The sequence below is a fragment of the Glaciihabitans sp. INWT7 genome, assembly GCF_014217685.1.
GTDB lineage: Bacteria > Actinomycetota > Actinomycetes > Actinomycetales > Microbacteriaceae > Lacisediminihabitans.
In genome coordinates, this window is the sequence record NZ_CP043653.1 from 2,428,952 (window position 1) to 2,444,535 (window position 15,584).

Below are 15,584 nucleotides of genomic sequence, written 5' to 3' on the forward strand. Positions count from 1 at the left end.
CACGTAGAAAAGCTTACCACGCGGATGGAGTTCGGTTTACTTCTCCAGCGCGAAGACGCTGTTCAGCGCCGTCACCAGCGCGGCATCCGCGGTGGCGTAGGCGGCCAGGTCTCCCGACTTGAGCGCCGAAGCACGAGCCGTGAGAGCGGTCTGCACGTCGGCGAGAGCGGCCTTGAGCGCCGCGCTCGACACGCCGTTGCCGGTGCCGGGATCGGTGGTGCCCGTGCCGGGATCCGGCGTCGGTGTTGGAGTCGGCGTCACGCCGCCGTCACCCGCGCTCGCCCCGGAGTCTCCCCCGAACAGCGAGTTGAGGGCGGCGTCCAGAGTGTCTTCGAACGCCACCTTGTCACCGAACGACACCAGGATCTTCCGCAGGATCGGGTAGCTCGTCTCCGCGTTCGACTTCACGTAGACCGGCTGCACGTAGAGCAGCCCGCCACCGACCGGCACCGTCAGCAGGTTACCGAGATCGACCGTGGTGTTTCCGCGCTGGAGCAGCGCGAGCTGGTTGGCCACGTCCGTGTCGGTGTTGAAGTTGCTCTGCACCTGACCGGGTCCGGGCACCGAGTTCTGCTTGGGCAGCGCCAGCAGCGTGAGCTTGCCATAGCCGTTGGCCACTTTTCCCTTGGTGTTGCCGGCGTCGGCATTGGCCGCGAGGTAGCCGGTGAGGATGTTGCTCGTGCCTGCCCCCTTCGAGCTCGGGATGTAGGTGGAGTAGAGCGAGAAAGCCGACTCGGAAGCGCCCGGAAGCTTCATCGTGAGGTAGTACGGCGGCTGAAGTCGAGCCGTGGCGGCGGCCTTCGTGGGGTCGTTCGGCGTGATCCACGCGTCGCTCGATGAGTAGAACGTGTTCGGGTCGGTCACGTGGTAGGTGCCGAGGATCTCGCGCTGCACCTTGAACAGGTCCGCCGGGTACCGCACGTGGCTCATCAGGTCGGAGGAGATCGCGCTGATCGGCTTCACCGTCGACGGGAAGATCTTCTGCCAGGTCTTCAGGATCGGGTCCTTATCATCCCAGTCGTAGAGCGTCACCTTGCCGCTGTAGGCATCGACTGTCGCCTTCACCGAGTTGCGGATGTAGTTGATGTCGTCAAGGGCGAGCTGCGGCGTCGGCGTGTAGGTGTCGGCGATGGCACTGCTGAGCTGCTGGATAGCGGAGTACGGGTAGCTGGCGCTCGTCGTGTAGCCGTCGACGATCCACTGCACCCGACCGTCGACGACGGCAGGATACGGATCGCTGTCTAGCGTGAGGTACGGCGCCGCCTTCTGAATGCGGTCTACGGGGTTTCGCGTGTAGAGGATCTGCGATTCGTCGTTCACGCCGTTGGAGAGGAAGATCTGCTCCGACTGGAACTTGATGGCGTAGATCAGCTTCTTGAACACGTTGTCGAGCTTCGGCCCGCCGTTGCCCGAAAAGGTCGTGGTGGCGTTCTGGTTGGCGTTTGCGTCCCCCGCCGGATAGTCGAGCTCGACCTTGCTTCCGCCCTTCGGCCCGCCGACGATCGAGTAGGTCGGCGATTCCTCGCCGAAGTAGATGCGCGGTTCGAACTTGCCGAGGTCGCCGGAGACGGGGATGCCCGACTCGAGGAACACAGGCAGGCCGTCGCTCGAGCGCTGGTTGCCGTAAGCCGCGACGACGCCGTAGCCGTGGGTGTAGACGAGGGTGTTGTTGTACCAGCTCGGAGCGGCATTGGTGTTGGACTGGTTGAGTTCACGCACGGCGATCACGGTGTCCTGCGACTTGCCGTTGATCGTGTAGCGGTCGACGTCCAGGTACTTGTTGAACTGGTAGTACTGCTTGATGCGCTCGAGCTGGCCGAAGGCATCCGAGATGAGGGCTGGATCGATGATGCGGATCGAGGCCGTCGTCTCGGCATCGTTGCGCAGCGCGCCCTGCTGGGCGTCGGTCTTGGCCGAGTAGGCCTCTTCCTGCACGCTGGCGACTCCGTAGGCATCCCTCGTCGCATTGATGTTTCTTTGAATGTATGGCGCTTCGAGCGTGCGCACATTCGGCTCGACCTGGAACTTCTGCACGACCCAGGGGTAGACCGATCCGATGAGCAGACCGCTGACGAGCAGGAGAGCCGTGCCGATGAGCGGAAAGCGCCAGCGGCCGATGACCGCGGTGATGACGAACAGGATTGCGACGACGGCGGCGATCCCGGCGAGGATCTGGCGGCCGGGGATGACCGCGGTCGCATCGGCGAACGACGCACCCTCGAAGAGCGTGCTCGAGGTCTTCGTGCTGAGGGTGGCGTACTGGTCGAGCCAGATGCTGATGGCCTGGATGGCGAGGTAGACCGCGCCGGTGACGGCCAGCTGGATCCTGGCGGTGCGGGAGATGCGCACCTCGCGTCCGTTGAACCGCAGCGCCCCGTAGAGGTAGCTGGTGGCGATGGCGGCGATCGCGGAGATGAGCACGACTGCCGAGGCGAAGGCGGCGACCGCCTGGTAGAACGGCAGCGCGAAGAGGTAGAACGAGATGTCGAGCTTGAACTGCGGATCGACCTTGTCCGAGGGCACACCGTTGATCCACTCGAGCGCCAGCTGCCAGCGGGAGGAGGTCGCGACCCCGGCGAAGAGTCCGAGCACCGCGGGGATGCCCCACATCGCGAGGCGGCGAAGAGGCTCGATCACCTGCTGGTAGCGGTCGAGTTGCGCGTTGAGCTTGGCGTAGACCGGTCGACCGCGGAAGGCGATCTCGATGCTCACCAGCACCGGGATGCCCATGGCGAAGAATCCGATGAAGAACATGACGGTGCTGGCCACCCACTGCGTGGTGAGCACCTTCAGGAAGCCGAGCTGTTCGAACCACAGCCAGTCGGTGTAGAGGCTCGCGAAGATGAAGAAGAGGATGACGAGGACCGCGACGACGGCGAGGGTGATCAAGAGGGTCACTCTCGATCGCGATGCCGGTCGGCGTTCTTCGGTGGGGGTAGACGTCACGAATCTGCTCCTGGCTTATGGCGAATGCGGTGCGTGCCCATCTTAAGGGCTTGGTCTGGGAGGGTGCTCCGGCGTTACTTCGCCGGGCAGCTGAGCAGCCCGCCCGTACTGGAGCCTGCCTTGATCGCCTTCAGTGCGGCGAGGGAGTCGTCGAGCGTCTTCACCGCGAGAACCCGGATGCCGCTGGGGATGTGCCCGGTCACCTCGTCGCAGTTGGAGTAGGGGGCGAGAAACCAGGTGGCGCCTGCGGCGCGCGCCCCGTAGAGCTTTTGGCGGATGCCTCCGATCGGACCGACCACGCCGTCACCGTCGATCGTGCCCGTGCCCGCGACCTTTGCTCCGCCGTTGAGCGTTCCCGGCGTCAATTTGTCGATGATGCCGAGAGCGAACATCTGGCCGGCGCTCGGACCTCCCACGTTCTCGAGCTGGATCTTCACATCGAATGGATAGCTGTAGACGATGGCCGGGAAGATGCCGACGATCGGCACGGAGTCGGATCCGCCGCTCATCTCCGGCGTCACCTTCACGGTCTTCTGCACTCCCCCGCGCTCGATGGCGATGTTCACGGGGGTGCCGGCGCCGGACTTGGCGATGATCGCGCGCAGGCCGAGAACGCTGTCGGTGGCCTGGCCGTCGACACTCACTATCGTGTCGCCTTTCTGCAGAATGCCCGTCGACGGCGACTTGGGCGAGAGTCCGCCCACGGTGAGGGAGGCGGGCAGGGTGTAGCCGAGATGGGTGAGGGCCGCAGCCACGGCATCCTTCTGGGAGTTCTGCATGTCGACTGTCGCCTGCGCGTTCGACTGCTCGACCGAGGTGCCCACCGGGTAGACGGCGTCCACTGGCAGCACGGCCTTGCTCGAGTCGAGATAGGCCTGGGCCACCTCGAACCAGCTCGGCGGCTGCTCGCGGCTTCCGGCGATGTTCACCGTCAGCATGTCGAGCGCCCCGGCGGTCGCGTAGGTCTTCTGGCCCGGGATCTCGATCATGGGCACCTGCTTGCTGCCGTTGGCGACCGTGTCGAGGGTGTTGAAGACCGGTCCCGGTTGCTCGATCACGTAGGGCGCCGGAACCAGGGTGAACGCGAGGGTGCCGAACACAGCCGCTCCGAGCAGGATCCAGCCCAGAACGGTGATGCGGCGTCGGGCCGGAGATCGCCCCGGGCTCTGCCGGTCGTCGATGAACAGTGCCACCGGGGTCCTTTCTGTGGAGCTGTTCGCCACGGGCGCAGAGCAGCCTGACGCGACGAACTCGATACACACACCGCAAGCAGTGCGCAGCGGCTAGCGTAGTTGCCATGCCTGAAGATTCGGCCCAGAACCCGGAAGACGAATTCCGCGACATGCTGAGCCAGTTCCTCTCCGGAAACGGAGACATCGATCCCGCGCGCCTCGCCAGTGCAGCGGGGCTGCCGAACGACCCGGAGATGATCCGCAACCTCATCGGTCAACTGCAGAGCGCGATGCAGTCGAGCGGTGACGGGATCAACTGGGATCTCGCGCTCGAGCAGGCGAAGACCCTCGCCGCGAAAGACGTCGTGGCGACCACGCCCGCCGATCGCTCCTCGCTCGAGCAGGCCTTCCACGTCGCGGCGCTCTGGCTCGACGAGGCTACCTACGTCTCCGAACTCACCTCAACCCCGCGGCTGATGTCGCGCACCGAGTGGATCAGCGCCACCATGCCGATCTGGACGCAACTGGCCGAACCGGTGGCGCTCAGCATCGCCAACTCGCTCACCCAGGTGCTGCGCGACCAGGCGCCGGAAGAGATGTTCGGCATGATCGAGGGCGCATCCAAGTTGATGCGCAACGTCGGCGGCACTCTCTTCGCGATGCAGCTCGGCCAGGTCGTCGGCCAGCTCGCCGGCGAGGTGGTCTCCGGGGGCGACATCGGCATCCCCCTTCTCGGCGCGCTGACGGATTCCGACCAGCAGGCCGCGATCCTGCCGCAGAACGTCGCCGCTTTCGGTGCCGGTCTCGACATCGAGCGTGACCAGGTGCAGCTCTATCTCGCGGTGCGAGAACTCGCCCACGCCCGGCTGTTCCGTCACGCGAAATGGCTGCGGCTGCAGCTGATGACGTCGATCACCGAGTTCGCCCAAGGCATCCGTATCGACACCGATCGCCTCGAGCAGCTCGCCGCGGACTTCGACCCCTCCAACCCGGAAGAGTTGCGCGAAGCGATGGTGAGCGGAGCGCTCATCCCGCCGAAGTCCGAGTCGCAGCTCGCGGCCCTCGGGCGTCTCGAGACCGTGCTCGCCCTCATCGAGGGTTGGGTGGATGTCGTGACCGCCCAGGCCACCGCCCGCCTGCCGAAATCCGACGCCATTGCCGAGACCGTGCGCCGGAGGCGCGCCGCCGGCGGTCCGGCTGAATCCGCGTTCTCTACCCTCGTGGGGCTGGAGCTGCGACCTCGCCGCCTGCGCGAGGCTGCGGCGATGTGGCAGAAGATCACCGACGAGGTCGGTGACGAGAAGCGCGACTCACTCTGGTCACACCCCGACCTCCTTCCCGGTTCGGAAGACATCGACGACCCGAGCTCGCTCATCGCGAGGCTCTCCGGACCGGACGCCTCCGCCGACGACATCGACCAGGCGATCGAAGACCTGCTCAACGACGACCGCGACGATCGCCCGCACGAGGCCGACGACGGCAGCGCCGAGGACCCGAAGCACTGACCGTCGGAAACCTGTGGATGGCGCGCGATGCCGCCCCGCCGTTCGGGGCACCATTGCGTGCATGGTCCTCAGACTCGATCCCCGCCTCCCGCTGATCTGGCGAACCCCCCAGAGCCTTCAGCTCGGGCTCGACCATCCCCGCGTCGTTCTCGAGGCGGTCTCTTCTGCCGACGAGAGGGTGATCGCGGCGCTCGTCACGGGCGTGAGCCCCACCGGAGCGCGCATGATCGGCCGATCGGCGGGCCTGGACGACCCGGCCTTCGACAGCCTGATGCGCAGACTCGCGCCGGCGCTCGAACACCCGGCGCCGAGGGCGGGGCCAGCGTCGGCAGTGGTCAGCGGCGACGGAGAGACCTCGCGGCGGATCCGAACCGTGCTCGAGGCGTCAGGGATGGCTCTGATCCCCGATGAGCCGGACGCCGAGCCGGAGATCGCCGTGATCGTGGCCCACTTCGTGATCGAACCGGAGGACCACGGCAGGTGGTTGCGCCGCGACATCCCCCACCTTGCGGTGGTGATCGGCGACGAGACGGTGCGCATCGGTCCGATCATCCGACCGGGAGCCGGACCGTGTCTCCACTGCCTGGAACGCCATCACACCGACGCCGACCCGGCCTGGCCGGCGATGGCCTCGCAACTCTGGCATCGGCGCAGCGGTCTCGACTCATCCCTCGTCGCCCGGGAGGTCGCCACTACTGTCGCGCGCCTCGTGCTCGCGCAGCGGGTCGTGCACCGCATCGAACCGCTGACATCGATCGAGATCGACGCGGCGACCGGCGACCGGATGCTGTGGGAGTGGCACAGTCATCCCGACTGCGGCTGCGCCTCGCTCACCGCCTGAGCCGGTCTCGGCACGACCCGTCGGGCCACCACCACCGCCCCGATGGCGAACAGCACCGCGATGGCGAAGCTGCCGGCGAAGGCGACGGAGCCGCCCCCGTCGGAGGATCCCGCCCGGTCCAGTGCCCCGAAGACGACCCCGGTGAGCGCGAGGGCGATGGCGGCGCCGAGCGAGTCAGAGATGGACAGCGCCGAGCTGTTGAATCCCTGCTCCGCGGTGCGGGAGAGGCCAAGGGTCATGACGCTGGTGCGCGGATAGACGAGCCCCATGCCTCCTCCACCCACCACCCAGCCCAGGATGATCACGGCCGGATTCAGCTGGAGGGCCGCCGAGGCGAAGGCGACCGCCACCGCGGCGAGCACCAGCCACATGCCGACGCTCATCCCCGTCGCCGGGCGCAGGCGATCGCCGAGGTGACCCTGCAGCCACGACGTGCCCGACCAGGCCAGCGCCGATCCGGTGAGCGCGAGCCCGGCGAAGGTGGGCGAGAAGTCGTATTGCCGCACGAGGAGGTATGGCAGGTAGACCTCGGCACCGAGGAACGAGGCAGAGGCGAGGCCGCGAAGCAGGATGACCGTCGGCAGCCCGCGGCGCGCGGTGAGAGTTCCGCGCGGCAGGAGCGGGCGTACCGCCAGTACCGCAACCACCAGCGCCGCGAGCGGAACCACAACGGCGGCGAGCCCGCCGATGTCCACCGACAGGTTGACCGCGAGCACCGCGACCGCCGCGAGCACGGCCCAGCCGATGCGACCGGGATTCCACGCGGCCGTGCCGGGCTCCGGCGGCTGAAGCCGCAGCATCCGTGTCGCGGGAGTGAGCATGACCACGGCGACGACCACGAGCCCCACGACCCCGAGGAACACCCAGTGCCAACTCCAGAGCTGGGCGACGAGGCCGGCGATGAACGGCCCGATGAGCGAGGGAACGATCCAGGCCGCGGCGAAGCTGGCGAAGATGCGCGGCATCAGCTCCGGCGGATACAGGCGGGCCACGACCACGTAGAGGGCGACGGTCATCGCCCCGCTCCCGAATCCCTGAACGAAGCGACCCGCGACGAAGACTCCGATCGTCGGCGCGCTTCCGGCCACGAGGAGACCGAGGCCGAAGAGCGCGGCGGACACGTAGAGCGGCAGCACCGGACCCGAACGATCGCACCAGTTGCCGGCGATCACCATGCCGATCACGGCAGTGGCGAGTGGGCCGGCGAAGGCGAGGGCGTAGAGGCTCGCCCCATCGAGATCCCGGCTGATCACCGGCATGATCGTGGTCACCGCGAGGGATTCGAAGGCCGCGAGGAAGACGAGCGCGCTGCTGCCGACGGTCACCCAGAGGTAGCGGGCGCCGAAGATGCCGCCTCTTACGGCACGCCCGGTCCCCGCGACGCCGCTCATGCGAGTCCGGCGAGAAAGCGGGACGGGCGGCGGTCGGGTCCGCGGCCGGACGAGCCGGACGACCACGACAGGTGCAGTCGGCGGCGGGCTCGCGTGATGCCGACATAGAGCAGCCGCCGCTCCTCTTCGACTGCTCGTTCCGTCTTCGCGTAGGTGATCGGCAGATAGCCGTCGCTGAGCCCGACGAGATACACCGTGTCCCACTCCAGCCCCTTGGCGGAGTGGAGCGTCGCGAGGGTGACCGCGGCCATCGTCGGCTCGTGCTGACTGGCGGCGCGCTCGAAGAGCTCGTCGACGAAGGACCGCAGCGAAGTGCCCTCGGCGGATGCCTCGGCCAGTCCCATCAACGCGTTCAGGGATTCCCAGCGATCCCGCACCGCACCGCGCACCTCGGGGGCGTCCTGGGTCCAGCCCAGGGATCGCAGCACGTCGCTCACCGTCTTGAAGAGGGGCTCACGCGTCGCTCCGACCACAGCGCCCTTCAGCATCATCAGCGCCTGCTTCACCTCCTGCTGTTCGAAGAAGCGGGTTCCGCCACGCAATTGGTAACTCACCCCCGCATCGGCGAGTGCCGCCTCGAGCGGTGCCGACTGCACGTTGATGCGGAACAGGATGGCGATGTCCTGCGGACGGGCCCCACCCGCGATCGCCGCGGCCACCTGATCCGCTATCGCCCGGGCCTCGGCCACCTCGCTCGGATAGCTCGTGACCGTCGGCGCGGCCTTCGCCGCCGCCTCCGGGGTGCCGGTCGCTGCTCGAAGCGCCAATGCTCCGGGACGCCCGCGCATCAGCTGGTTCGCCAAGCCCACGATGGGCGGGCTCGATCGATAGTTCTGTTCGAGTCTCACGACAGCGGCCTCGCGAAACCGAGTGGGGAATCCGAGCAGGAAGTCGGCGGAGGCGCCGGCAAAGGAGTAGATCGTCTGGCTCGCGTCGCCGACGACGCAGAGGTCCTGGCGATCGCCGAGCCAGAGGTCGAGAAGCGACTGCTGCAGCGGTGAGACGTCCTGGTATTCATCGACGACGAAGAAGCGGTACTGCTCGCGCACCTGCTGGGCGACCCGCGGTTCCGCTTCGATCATGCCCGCGGTCGCGAGCAACACGTCTTCGAAGTCGAGCTGGCGGCGCTCGTCCTTCACCGATTCGTAGGCGCGATGGATGGCGACCATCTTGTCGGCGTCGAGTGCAGAGGGCAGCACGCGCTGAGGCAATATCGTCGCGTACTGGTCGAGCGTGAGACGCGACACCTTGCGCCACTCGATCTCTGCGGCGAGGTCGCGGAGCGTGGCCGTGTCGAGTTTGAGTCTGAGTGTCTCGGCGGCCTGGGCGATCACGCGGCCCTTGCTGTCGAGCAGCCGCGGCATCTGGCCACCGATCACCTCCGGCCAGAAGTGGCCGAGCTGGGACAGGGCTGTGGCGTGGAAGGTGCGCGCCGCGACGCCGGTGGCTCCGAGCTGGCGCAACCGGCCCCGCAGCTCGGCCGCAGCCCGCGAGGTGAAGGTCAGCGCCATGATGCGGTCGGGGGCATAGACCCCGGTCGCGACCCCGTAGGCGATGCGATGGGTGATGGCGCGAGTCTTTCCGGTGCCGGCACCGGCGAGCATGCACAGCGGACCGAGCAGGGTCTCTGCGGCGATGCGCTGCTCGTCATCGAGGGCTTCGAGCAGTGATTCGGCGGAGCTCACCACTGCCGACGGTCGGCGATCGGACCGCCGTACCAGTGCTCGATGATCGCCCGGGCGATGGAGGTGTGGCCGGGGAGGCCGATGTCATCGAGCGATTCCGTGAGCTCGTCGCGGCTGAACCAGCGCAGATCGAGGATCTCCGCGCCATCCGGGGTGAGGATCGACTCCAGGGCCGGATCGACCCGGGCCATGAAGCCGAGCATCAGCGAGGCCGGGAACGGCCACGGCTGCGATCCGAGATAGACGGGATCGACCACTCGGATGCCCGACTCCTCGAACACCTCGCGCTCGACGGCGCTCTCGAGCGACTCGCCCGGCTCGACGAACCCGGCGAGGAGGGAATAGCGATTGGCCGGCCACATCGCGTTGTGGCCGAGCAGGATCCGGTCGTCGGCATCCACGATCCCCACGATGATGGCGGGATCGGTGCGGGGGAAGACCTCGCGGCCGCTCTCGGTGTCGGTGCGCACCCAACCTCCCTGGCCGGAGATGGTCGCCATTCCGGTGCGCGGAGAAAAAGGGTGGGAGTCGTGCCAGTTGGCGAGCGCGAGCGCGGCGGTGAACAGGCCGGCATCGCGATCGCTGAAGGTGCTGCCCAGTGCCCGCAGGTCGCCCCAGCGCTCGGACTCCGGCGAGGCGAGGTACGCCGCAGCGGCGTCGTCCACGATCACGGCGACCACCGGATCGCCCGGCGATTCCGATCCGATCGATCGTCCGAGGTACAGCCGCAGCGCGGAATCGATGTCGGAATCGTGGGGCAGAAGGTCGAGCGCGCCACTCGCGTCGAGCAGCGCCTTGCCCTTCCAGAGCACGAGCTGACGCATCCGCGGATCTCTACGGAGGGTTTCGAACAGATCGGGGTCGCTGCGGGAGAGATAGTCGCGGTCGAGGCCGTGGCGCGAGAGCGGCAGCGCCGACACGGGGAGCGGGGACAGATAGGACGGCGAACCAGCGTCTGAGGACACAGGGTCGATTGACATGGGGCACCAATCATCGAAGGGGGCGGGAAAGGCGTGGCGTTCGGCACCGGCCGCCGGAGGACGACCTACCCTGTGAGGTATGGCCAGATCCCATCTCACTCTAGCCGCGCTCGCAACCTCGGCTGTTGCCGGACTCGATGTCGCTCAGGCCAGTGGTTTCGGGTCGGGTACCCATGGCGATTTCGAGTCGGCCCTGCTGACCACCCGCGACGGCGCGCACTGGATCATCCGGGTGCCCACCTCTGAACGCGCGGAAGCCGAGCAGTCGGCAGACCTCGTCTCCCTGCGCGCGCTGAGCACCGGCGTGCGTGCGCGCCTGCCGTTCGCCGTGTCGAACTACGCGGGCCAGACGCCGATCGGCGGCACCCGCGCCGTCGTCTACGACTTCGTCTACGGATCTCCCGTCGATCTCGCCGCGATCGCCGAGGGCAGCCTCCTCGCCCCGAATCTCGGACGGGCCATCGCCGCGATCCATACTCTCCCGACCAGCTTCGTCGCGGATGCCGGTCTTCCCGTGCTCAGTCCTGCGGAGATCCTGCGCTCGACGATCACCATCATGGATCGGGCGAGCGCGACCAACCTGGTGCCGGCCGCGCTGCTCGGCCGCTGGGAGAAGGCCACGGAAGACGGGCCGCTCTGGCAGTTCGCACCCACCGTGATCAACGGAGGACTCTCGGCCGATTCCTTCCTCAGCTCCGACGACGAGGTCACGGGACTGCTCGGCTGGCAGTCGCTGAGCATCGGGGATCCGGCCCGCGACCTGTATTGGCTCCTGGGCGCCCGCGGCGGATACGTCGCCGAGGCCGCCTTCGATGCGTACAACGAGGCGCGCGGATCGAGTGACCGCCAGGTGAAGCATCGCGCGATGCTCTACGCGGAGCTCGAGATCGCCAAGTGGTTGCTTCACGGCACCCAGGAGCGCAGCACCGAGATCGTGGATGACGCGGTGCAGATGCTGCATGGCCTCGTCGACACCGTGCAGAATGACCTCGACCAGACCCTCAGCCACAACACCATGCCGGTGATGGCCGTGGATGAGGTCGAGGCCATGCTGGATCGCGACCAGCGCTCCTAGACTGCCCGGCGGGTGCCTCCGCTAGGGCGTGGTTCCCGCGGGTCCGCTGCCGGCTCCCGCCCCGCCACCCGGGCGTCCGCCGAAGCCGCGGGCACCCTCGGAGACGCTGGTGGCCGAGATGTCGCCGTTCGATCCGGCGGCACCGATCACCGTCACGGTCTGGCCTGCCTTGAGGGCGGACAGCGTCGTGGTGGAGGTCTTGCTCACCCGCGTGGTGCCCGAGGTGGTGACGGTCTTCGTCGTGCCGTCCTGGGCCTTTACCACCATGGTCGTTCCCGAGATCGAGACGATGGTGCCGGAGGTGAAGCCACCACCGGCGAACCCGGCGCCGCCCGCACCCCCGGCGCCTCCGGCTCCGCCAGCACCCCCGTTGGCCCCCCGCGAGAATCCGCCCGCCGCTGCGCCCTGCGCGGAGGAGGCCGTGGCATGCCCGATGAGCACGCCTCCGAACACCCCGACGACCAGCACCGCGACGAGCGCGAGCGTCGGAGTCAGCCACTTGCGGCGGAGTGCGGGCGCGGCGCTCGCCACCGGTTCGCTCCGCGGGGAGGCGGGTGGTGGAGTGGAGTCAACATCGTTCGACATGGGATCCTTCTTCTCTGGTCTGGCTAGTGGTCCGGCTGGATGGGTGGGTGGGTGTTCTTCTGATGTGCCGGGTCAGATCGCCCGCAGCGCCTGGATGGGTCGCATCGCGGCGGCGCGCGCCGCGGGATAGACCCCGAAGAACACGCCGATGGCGACGGAGACCCCGAGCGCCAGCGGGATCGAATACGACAGCACGACCGGCTGGGTGCCGTTGATGGGAAACTGTGCCCCGATCAGGGCGGCGATGACTCCGAGCACTCCCCCGAGCAGAGTCAGCGTCGCCGCCTCGGCGAGGAACTGTCCAAGGATCGCCCCGCGAGTCGCCCCCAGGGCCTTGCGGATGCCGATCTCGCGGGTGCGCTCGGTGACGGTCACGAGCATCACATTCGTCACCCCGATGCCCCCGACCAGCAGGCTGATCGCCGCGACGGCGCCCAGGAGCACCGTGAAGCTCGCCGCGCTGGTCGCCGCTGTCTGCAACAGGGAACCCTGGTTGATGATCGTGTACGGCTCATTCGCCGTGGTCGTTCCGAGTAGTTGGTTGAGCATCACCTCGACCTCACCCTGGGCCGCCGAGACCGCATCCGAGCTCTTCGCCTCGACGGTGAGCGAGCTGACCGCGCCGTATCCGGTGAACGAGGCCTGGATGCGACTGATCGGGGCGATGATCACCGAGTTGGGGTCGTTGAATCCGACGCTGCCCTGTTGGGCGAGGATCCCGACGATGGTCAACGGGGTTCCCCCCACGGTCACCTGTTGGCCGAGGGGCGAACCAGAGGGGAACAGTTGCGTGGCCAGCGTCTGCCCGATCACCGCATTCTTCGCCGAGGCGGTGACGTCGGCCGCGGTGAAGGCCGAGCCGGAGGACACCGAATTCGTGCCGACAGTGAAGTAGGCGGGCGTCGTGCCGATCACCGAGATCGAGGTCTCGGAGGCTGTCGTTGACGCCACGGTCAGGCTCCCCGACACCTGAGGGATCACCTCCTTCACGTGCCCGAGTCTCGCCGCCTGGATCTGTTGGCCGACCGCCGTGGTGATCTGTTTCGTCGATCCCGCGCTGCTTCCCCCCGTCGGGCGAACGGTGAGGGTGTTCGTGCCCAGTTGGGAGATGGCGGAGTTCACGGTCTGAGCGGAGCCATTGCCCACCGCGAGGAGCAGGATCACGGAGGCGACACCGATCATCACGCCCAGCAGGGTGAGGATCGATCGCAGCTTGTTCGCCGTGATGCCGCGAAGGGCGGAGAGGATCATCTCGGCGACACTCACGGTCGCACCCCCGCAGCGTGGATGCGTGCCGAGGTGCGGTCGGCCACGATGAGGCCGTCGCTGAGGGTGATCACCCGGTGGGACTGTTCGGCGACATGAGCTTCGTGGGTGATGACGATGATCGTGCGCCCCTCGAGCGCCAGCAGGTTGAACATCTCGAGGATCTCGTCGGTCGAGGTGCTGTCGAGGTTTCCGGTCGGTTCGTCGGCGAGTACGAGCGTCGGTGAGGTGACGAGAGCTCGCGCGATGGCGACGCGCTGCTGTTGCCCTCCCGACAGCTCCTGGGGTTGGTGGCTGGCGCGGGATGCGAGCCCGACCGAGTCGAGGGCTTCCAGGGCACGCTCCCGTCGTTCCGCGCGGCCGACCCGGGCGTAGACGAGAGGCAGTTCCACGTTGGCGAGCGCCGACATCCGCGGCACCAGGTTGAATGACTGGAACACGAAGCCGATCTGCTGGTTGCGGATGCGGGCCAGGGCGTTCTCGTCGAGTGTCTTCACGTCGTTGCCGGCAAGGGTGTACGTGCCGGATGATGCGACATCCAGGCATCCGAGCACGTTCATCAGGGTGGACTTGCCCGATCCGGACGGTCCCATAATCGCCACGTAATCGCCCTGCGCCACGTCGAGACTGACGCCGCGCAGTGCGTGCACGGCGGCGTCCCCGGTGCCGTAGACCTGGGTGATGTCGGCCAGCTGCACGACGGGATGCGCGGCGCGGTCTTCGTAGAGCGACATCAGTTTCCGCCCCGGTTGCCGGTGCCGCCAGTGGTACCGCCGCCGGTGCCGGCGCCGCCGAATCCGCCGCCTCCGGTACCCGTGCGGGTTCCGAAGCCGCCGCCTCCGCCCCCGAAACCGGTGCGACCCGTGCCGGCGGTGCCGGTCGTCGTGGGGACGACCACACCGAGCGAGACCGTCTGGCCCGCCTTCAGCCCGGTGAGAACCTGCGTTCCCGCGTTGCCGACGATACCGAGGGTCACGGTGACCGGGGTGACCTTGCCGGTGCTGCCGACGACCTTGACCGTCGACACTCCGTTCGCGGTGGTGATCGCGGCCGCCGGAACGTAGAGCGCATCCGCTGCGGAGCTCTTCGTGGTGATCGCGACCGAGGCCGTCTGGCCGAGCCGCAGGCCGGCGGGGATCGCGGCGAGGGTGATGGTGGTCGCATAGGTCACCACCGAGTTGCTCGTCGTCGCGGTCGGTGCGATCGCCGTGACCGTGGCGTCGGCCGTCTCGCCCGGCACGGCCGGGAAGGTCACCACCGCCTTCTGTCCGACGGTGACCGCGGCGATGTCCGCCTCGGCGATACTGGCGCTCACGGTCATCGCCGAGACATCGGCGATCGTGGCGAAGCCGGAGCTTGCAGCGGAGGAAGCCCCGGTCGACGTGCCGACCGACGCCGTTCCGGTGCCGGATCCCGATCCGGATGACGACGAAGAGGCCGACCCGGAGCCCGAAGCCTGCCCGACCGAACCGCTGAGCGAGACCACCAGCCCCGCGATCGGAGAGCTGAGCGTCGCGGCCGCCAGATTCGCCTCATCCCTTGCCAGGTTCTGGGAGCTCGTCGTCACCTGGTTGAGAGCGGTGGCCACCTGCTGCTTTGCACTGTTGATGCTCGAGACGGTCTGGGCCGCGGAGGTGTTGGGAGTCGTCGGCGCAGACTCGGTGGCGGTGAGTGCCGACACCGCGTTGGCGTATTGGGACTTGGCTTGCGAGTACAGCGAGGAGTCGTTGTTGACGGTCTGCTGCAGTGGCGCGGTCTGCAGGGTGCCGAGCACCTGGCCGGCGGTGACGGTCTGGCCCAGCGAGACATCCACCGTGGCGATCGTGCCCGAGACGGCGAAGGAGGCGGTCGCCTCCGACACGGGCGACACCGATCCGCTCGCCGTGATGGTGTTGCTGACCACTCCCTGCTGCACGGTAGAGGTGAGCTGGGTCGCCGTGCTCGAAGCGTCGGCGACCGGGAACACGAAGAAATAGGCGCCGACGAGTGCGCCGATGATCACCACGGCGAGCACGCTGTTGATCACCACGGGTTTGCGAATTGTCATTTTCGCAAACTGGCCGCTCAAGCTATGAAAGCTGTATGAGCAGGCTGAATGCCCTGCGTAGGTTCCTGAGAGAACGTAAAGAAAGCCGCCG

At 67.7% G+C, this 15,584-nt stretch carries 12 protein-coding genes; 3 read left to right on the forward strand and 9 right to left on the reverse strand.

What is annotated here, in order from left to right:
• Window positions 1–36 precede the first annotated feature (36 nt).
• Window positions 37–2,946 (reverse strand): UPF0182 family protein, encoded by a 2,910-nt coding sequence (locus tag F1C58_RS11750; RefSeq protein ID WP_255461086.1) that lies wholly within the window; start codon window positions 2,944–2,946, stop codon window positions 37–39.
• A 74-nt stretch (window positions 2,947–3,020) separates the two neighbouring features.
• Window positions 3,021–4,139 carry a PDZ domain-containing protein gene (locus tag F1C58_RS11755; RefSeq protein ID WP_185201284.1) on the reverse strand — a complete coding sequence of 373 codons (1,119 nt, stop codon included), beginning with the start codon at window positions 4,137–4,139 and terminating at the stop codon, window positions 3,021–3,023.
• A gap of 104 nt (window positions 4,140–4,243) precedes the next feature.
• On the opposite strand from F1C58_RS11755, the gene F1C58_RS11760 reads away from it, so the two are divergent.
• Window positions 4,244–5,623 carry a zinc-dependent metalloprotease gene (locus F1C58_RS11760; RefSeq protein ID WP_185201285.1) on the forward strand — a complete coding sequence of 460 codons (1,380 nt, stop codon included), beginning with the start codon at window positions 4,244–4,246 and terminating at the stop codon, window positions 5,621–5,623.
• A 61-nt stretch (window positions 5,624–5,684) separates the two neighbouring features.
• Window positions 5,685–6,464 carry a hypothetical protein gene (locus tag F1C58_RS11765; RefSeq protein ID WP_185201286.1) on the forward strand — a complete coding sequence of 260 codons (780 nt, stop codon included), beginning with the start codon at window positions 5,685–5,687 and terminating at the stop codon, window positions 6,462–6,464.
• On the opposite strand, the gene F1C58_RS11770 is transcribed toward F1C58_RS11765, so the two are convergent.
• The 3 genes from F1C58_RS11770 to nudC are packed head-to-tail and all read right to left on the reverse strand — an operon-like array spanning window position 6,428 to window position 10,520.
• Window positions 6,428–7,855: an MFS transporter gene (locus F1C58_RS11770; RefSeq protein WP_185201287.1), complete on the reverse strand. Its 1,428-nt coding sequence runs from the start codon at window positions 7,853–7,855 to the stop codon at window positions 6,428–6,430. The two genes, F1C58_RS11765 and F1C58_RS11770, sit on opposite strands and share 37 nt — an antisense overlap.
• A complete protein-coding gene (locus tag F1C58_RS11775; RefSeq protein WP_185201288.1) occupies window positions 7,852–9,543 on the reverse strand; it encodes an ATP-dependent helicase in 1,692 nt (563 codons plus the stop codon). The genes F1C58_RS11770 and F1C58_RS11775 overlap by 4 nt, the downstream gene beginning before the upstream one ends.
• Window positions 9,537–10,520 (reverse strand): NAD(+) diphosphatase, encoded by a 984-nt coding sequence (nudC, locus tag F1C58_RS11780; protein ID WP_185201289.1) that lies wholly within the window; start codon window positions 10,518–10,520, stop codon window positions 9,537–9,539. The genes F1C58_RS11775 and nudC overlap by 7 nt, the downstream gene beginning before the upstream one ends.
• Window positions 10,521–10,599: 79 nt before the next feature.
• On the opposite strand from nudC, the gene F1C58_RS11785 reads away from it, so the two are divergent.
• On the forward strand, window positions 10,600–11,595 hold the full coding sequence (locus tag F1C58_RS11785; protein ID WP_185201290.1) for a phosphotransferase: 996 nt from the start codon (window positions 10,600–10,602) through the stop codon (window positions 11,593–11,595).
• A gap of 21 nt (window positions 11,596–11,616) precedes the next feature.
• Here F1C58_RS11785 and F1C58_RS17030 read toward each other — a convergent pair whose 3' ends face one another.
• The 4 genes from F1C58_RS17030 to F1C58_RS11805 form a co-directional block, all read right to left on the reverse strand.
• Window positions 11,617–12,180: a hypothetical protein gene (locus tag F1C58_RS17030; protein ID WP_185201291.1), complete on the reverse strand. Its 564-nt coding sequence runs from the start codon at window positions 12,178–12,180 to the stop codon at window positions 11,617–11,619.
• 72 nt (window positions 12,181–12,252) lie between these two features.
• Window positions 12,253–13,446 (reverse strand): ABC transporter permease, encoded by a 1,194-nt coding sequence (locus tag F1C58_RS11795; RefSeq protein WP_185201292.1) that lies wholly within the window; start codon window positions 13,444–13,446, stop codon window positions 12,253–12,255.
• Entirely contained in the window at window positions 13,443–14,180 is a 738-nt protein-coding gene (locus tag F1C58_RS11800; RefSeq protein ID WP_185201293.1) for an ABC transporter ATP-binding protein, read from the reverse strand. Before F1C58_RS11800 ends, F1C58_RS11795 begins: the two co-directional genes overlap by 4 nt.
• Window positions 14,180–15,493 carry an efflux RND transporter periplasmic adaptor subunit gene (locus F1C58_RS11805; RefSeq protein WP_185201294.1) on the reverse strand — a complete coding sequence of 438 codons (1,314 nt, stop codon included), beginning with the start codon at window positions 15,491–15,493 and terminating at the stop codon, window positions 14,180–14,182. The genes F1C58_RS11800 and F1C58_RS11805 overlap by 1 nt, the downstream gene beginning before the upstream one ends.
• Window positions 15,494–15,584 lie beyond the last annotated feature (91 nt).

Coding starts and splice junctions, on each gene's coding strand:
- F1C58_RS11760 (WP_185201285.1), top strand. CDS start 4,244: ATGCCTGAAGATTCGGCCCAGAACCCGGAAGACGAATTCCGCGACATG.
- F1C58_RS11765 (WP_185201286.1), top strand. CDS start 5,685: ATGGTCCTCAGACTCGATCCCCGCCTCCCGCTGATCTGGCGAACCCCC.
- F1C58_RS11770 (WP_185201287.1), bottom strand. CDS start 7,855: ATGAGCGGCGTCGCGGGGACCGGGCGTGCCGTAAGAGGCGGCATCTTC.
- nudC (WP_185201289.1), bottom strand. CDS start 10,520: ATGTCAATCGACCCTGTGTCCTCAGACGCTGGTTCGCCGTCCTATCTG.
- F1C58_RS11785 (WP_185201290.1), top strand. CDS start 10,600: ATGGCCAGATCCCATCTCACTCTAGCCGCGCTCGCAACCTCGGCTGTT.
- F1C58_RS17030 (WP_185201291.1), bottom strand. CDS start 12,180: ATGTCGAACGATGTTGACTCCACTCCACCACCCGCCTCCCCGCGGAGC.
- F1C58_RS11800 (WP_185201293.1), bottom strand. CDS start 14,180: ATGTCGCTCTACGAAGACCGCGCCGCGCATCCCGTCGTGCAGCTGGCC.
- F1C58_RS11805 (WP_185201294.1), bottom strand. CDS start 15,493: ATGACAATTCGCAAACCCGTGGTGATCAACAGCGTGCTCGCCGTGGTG.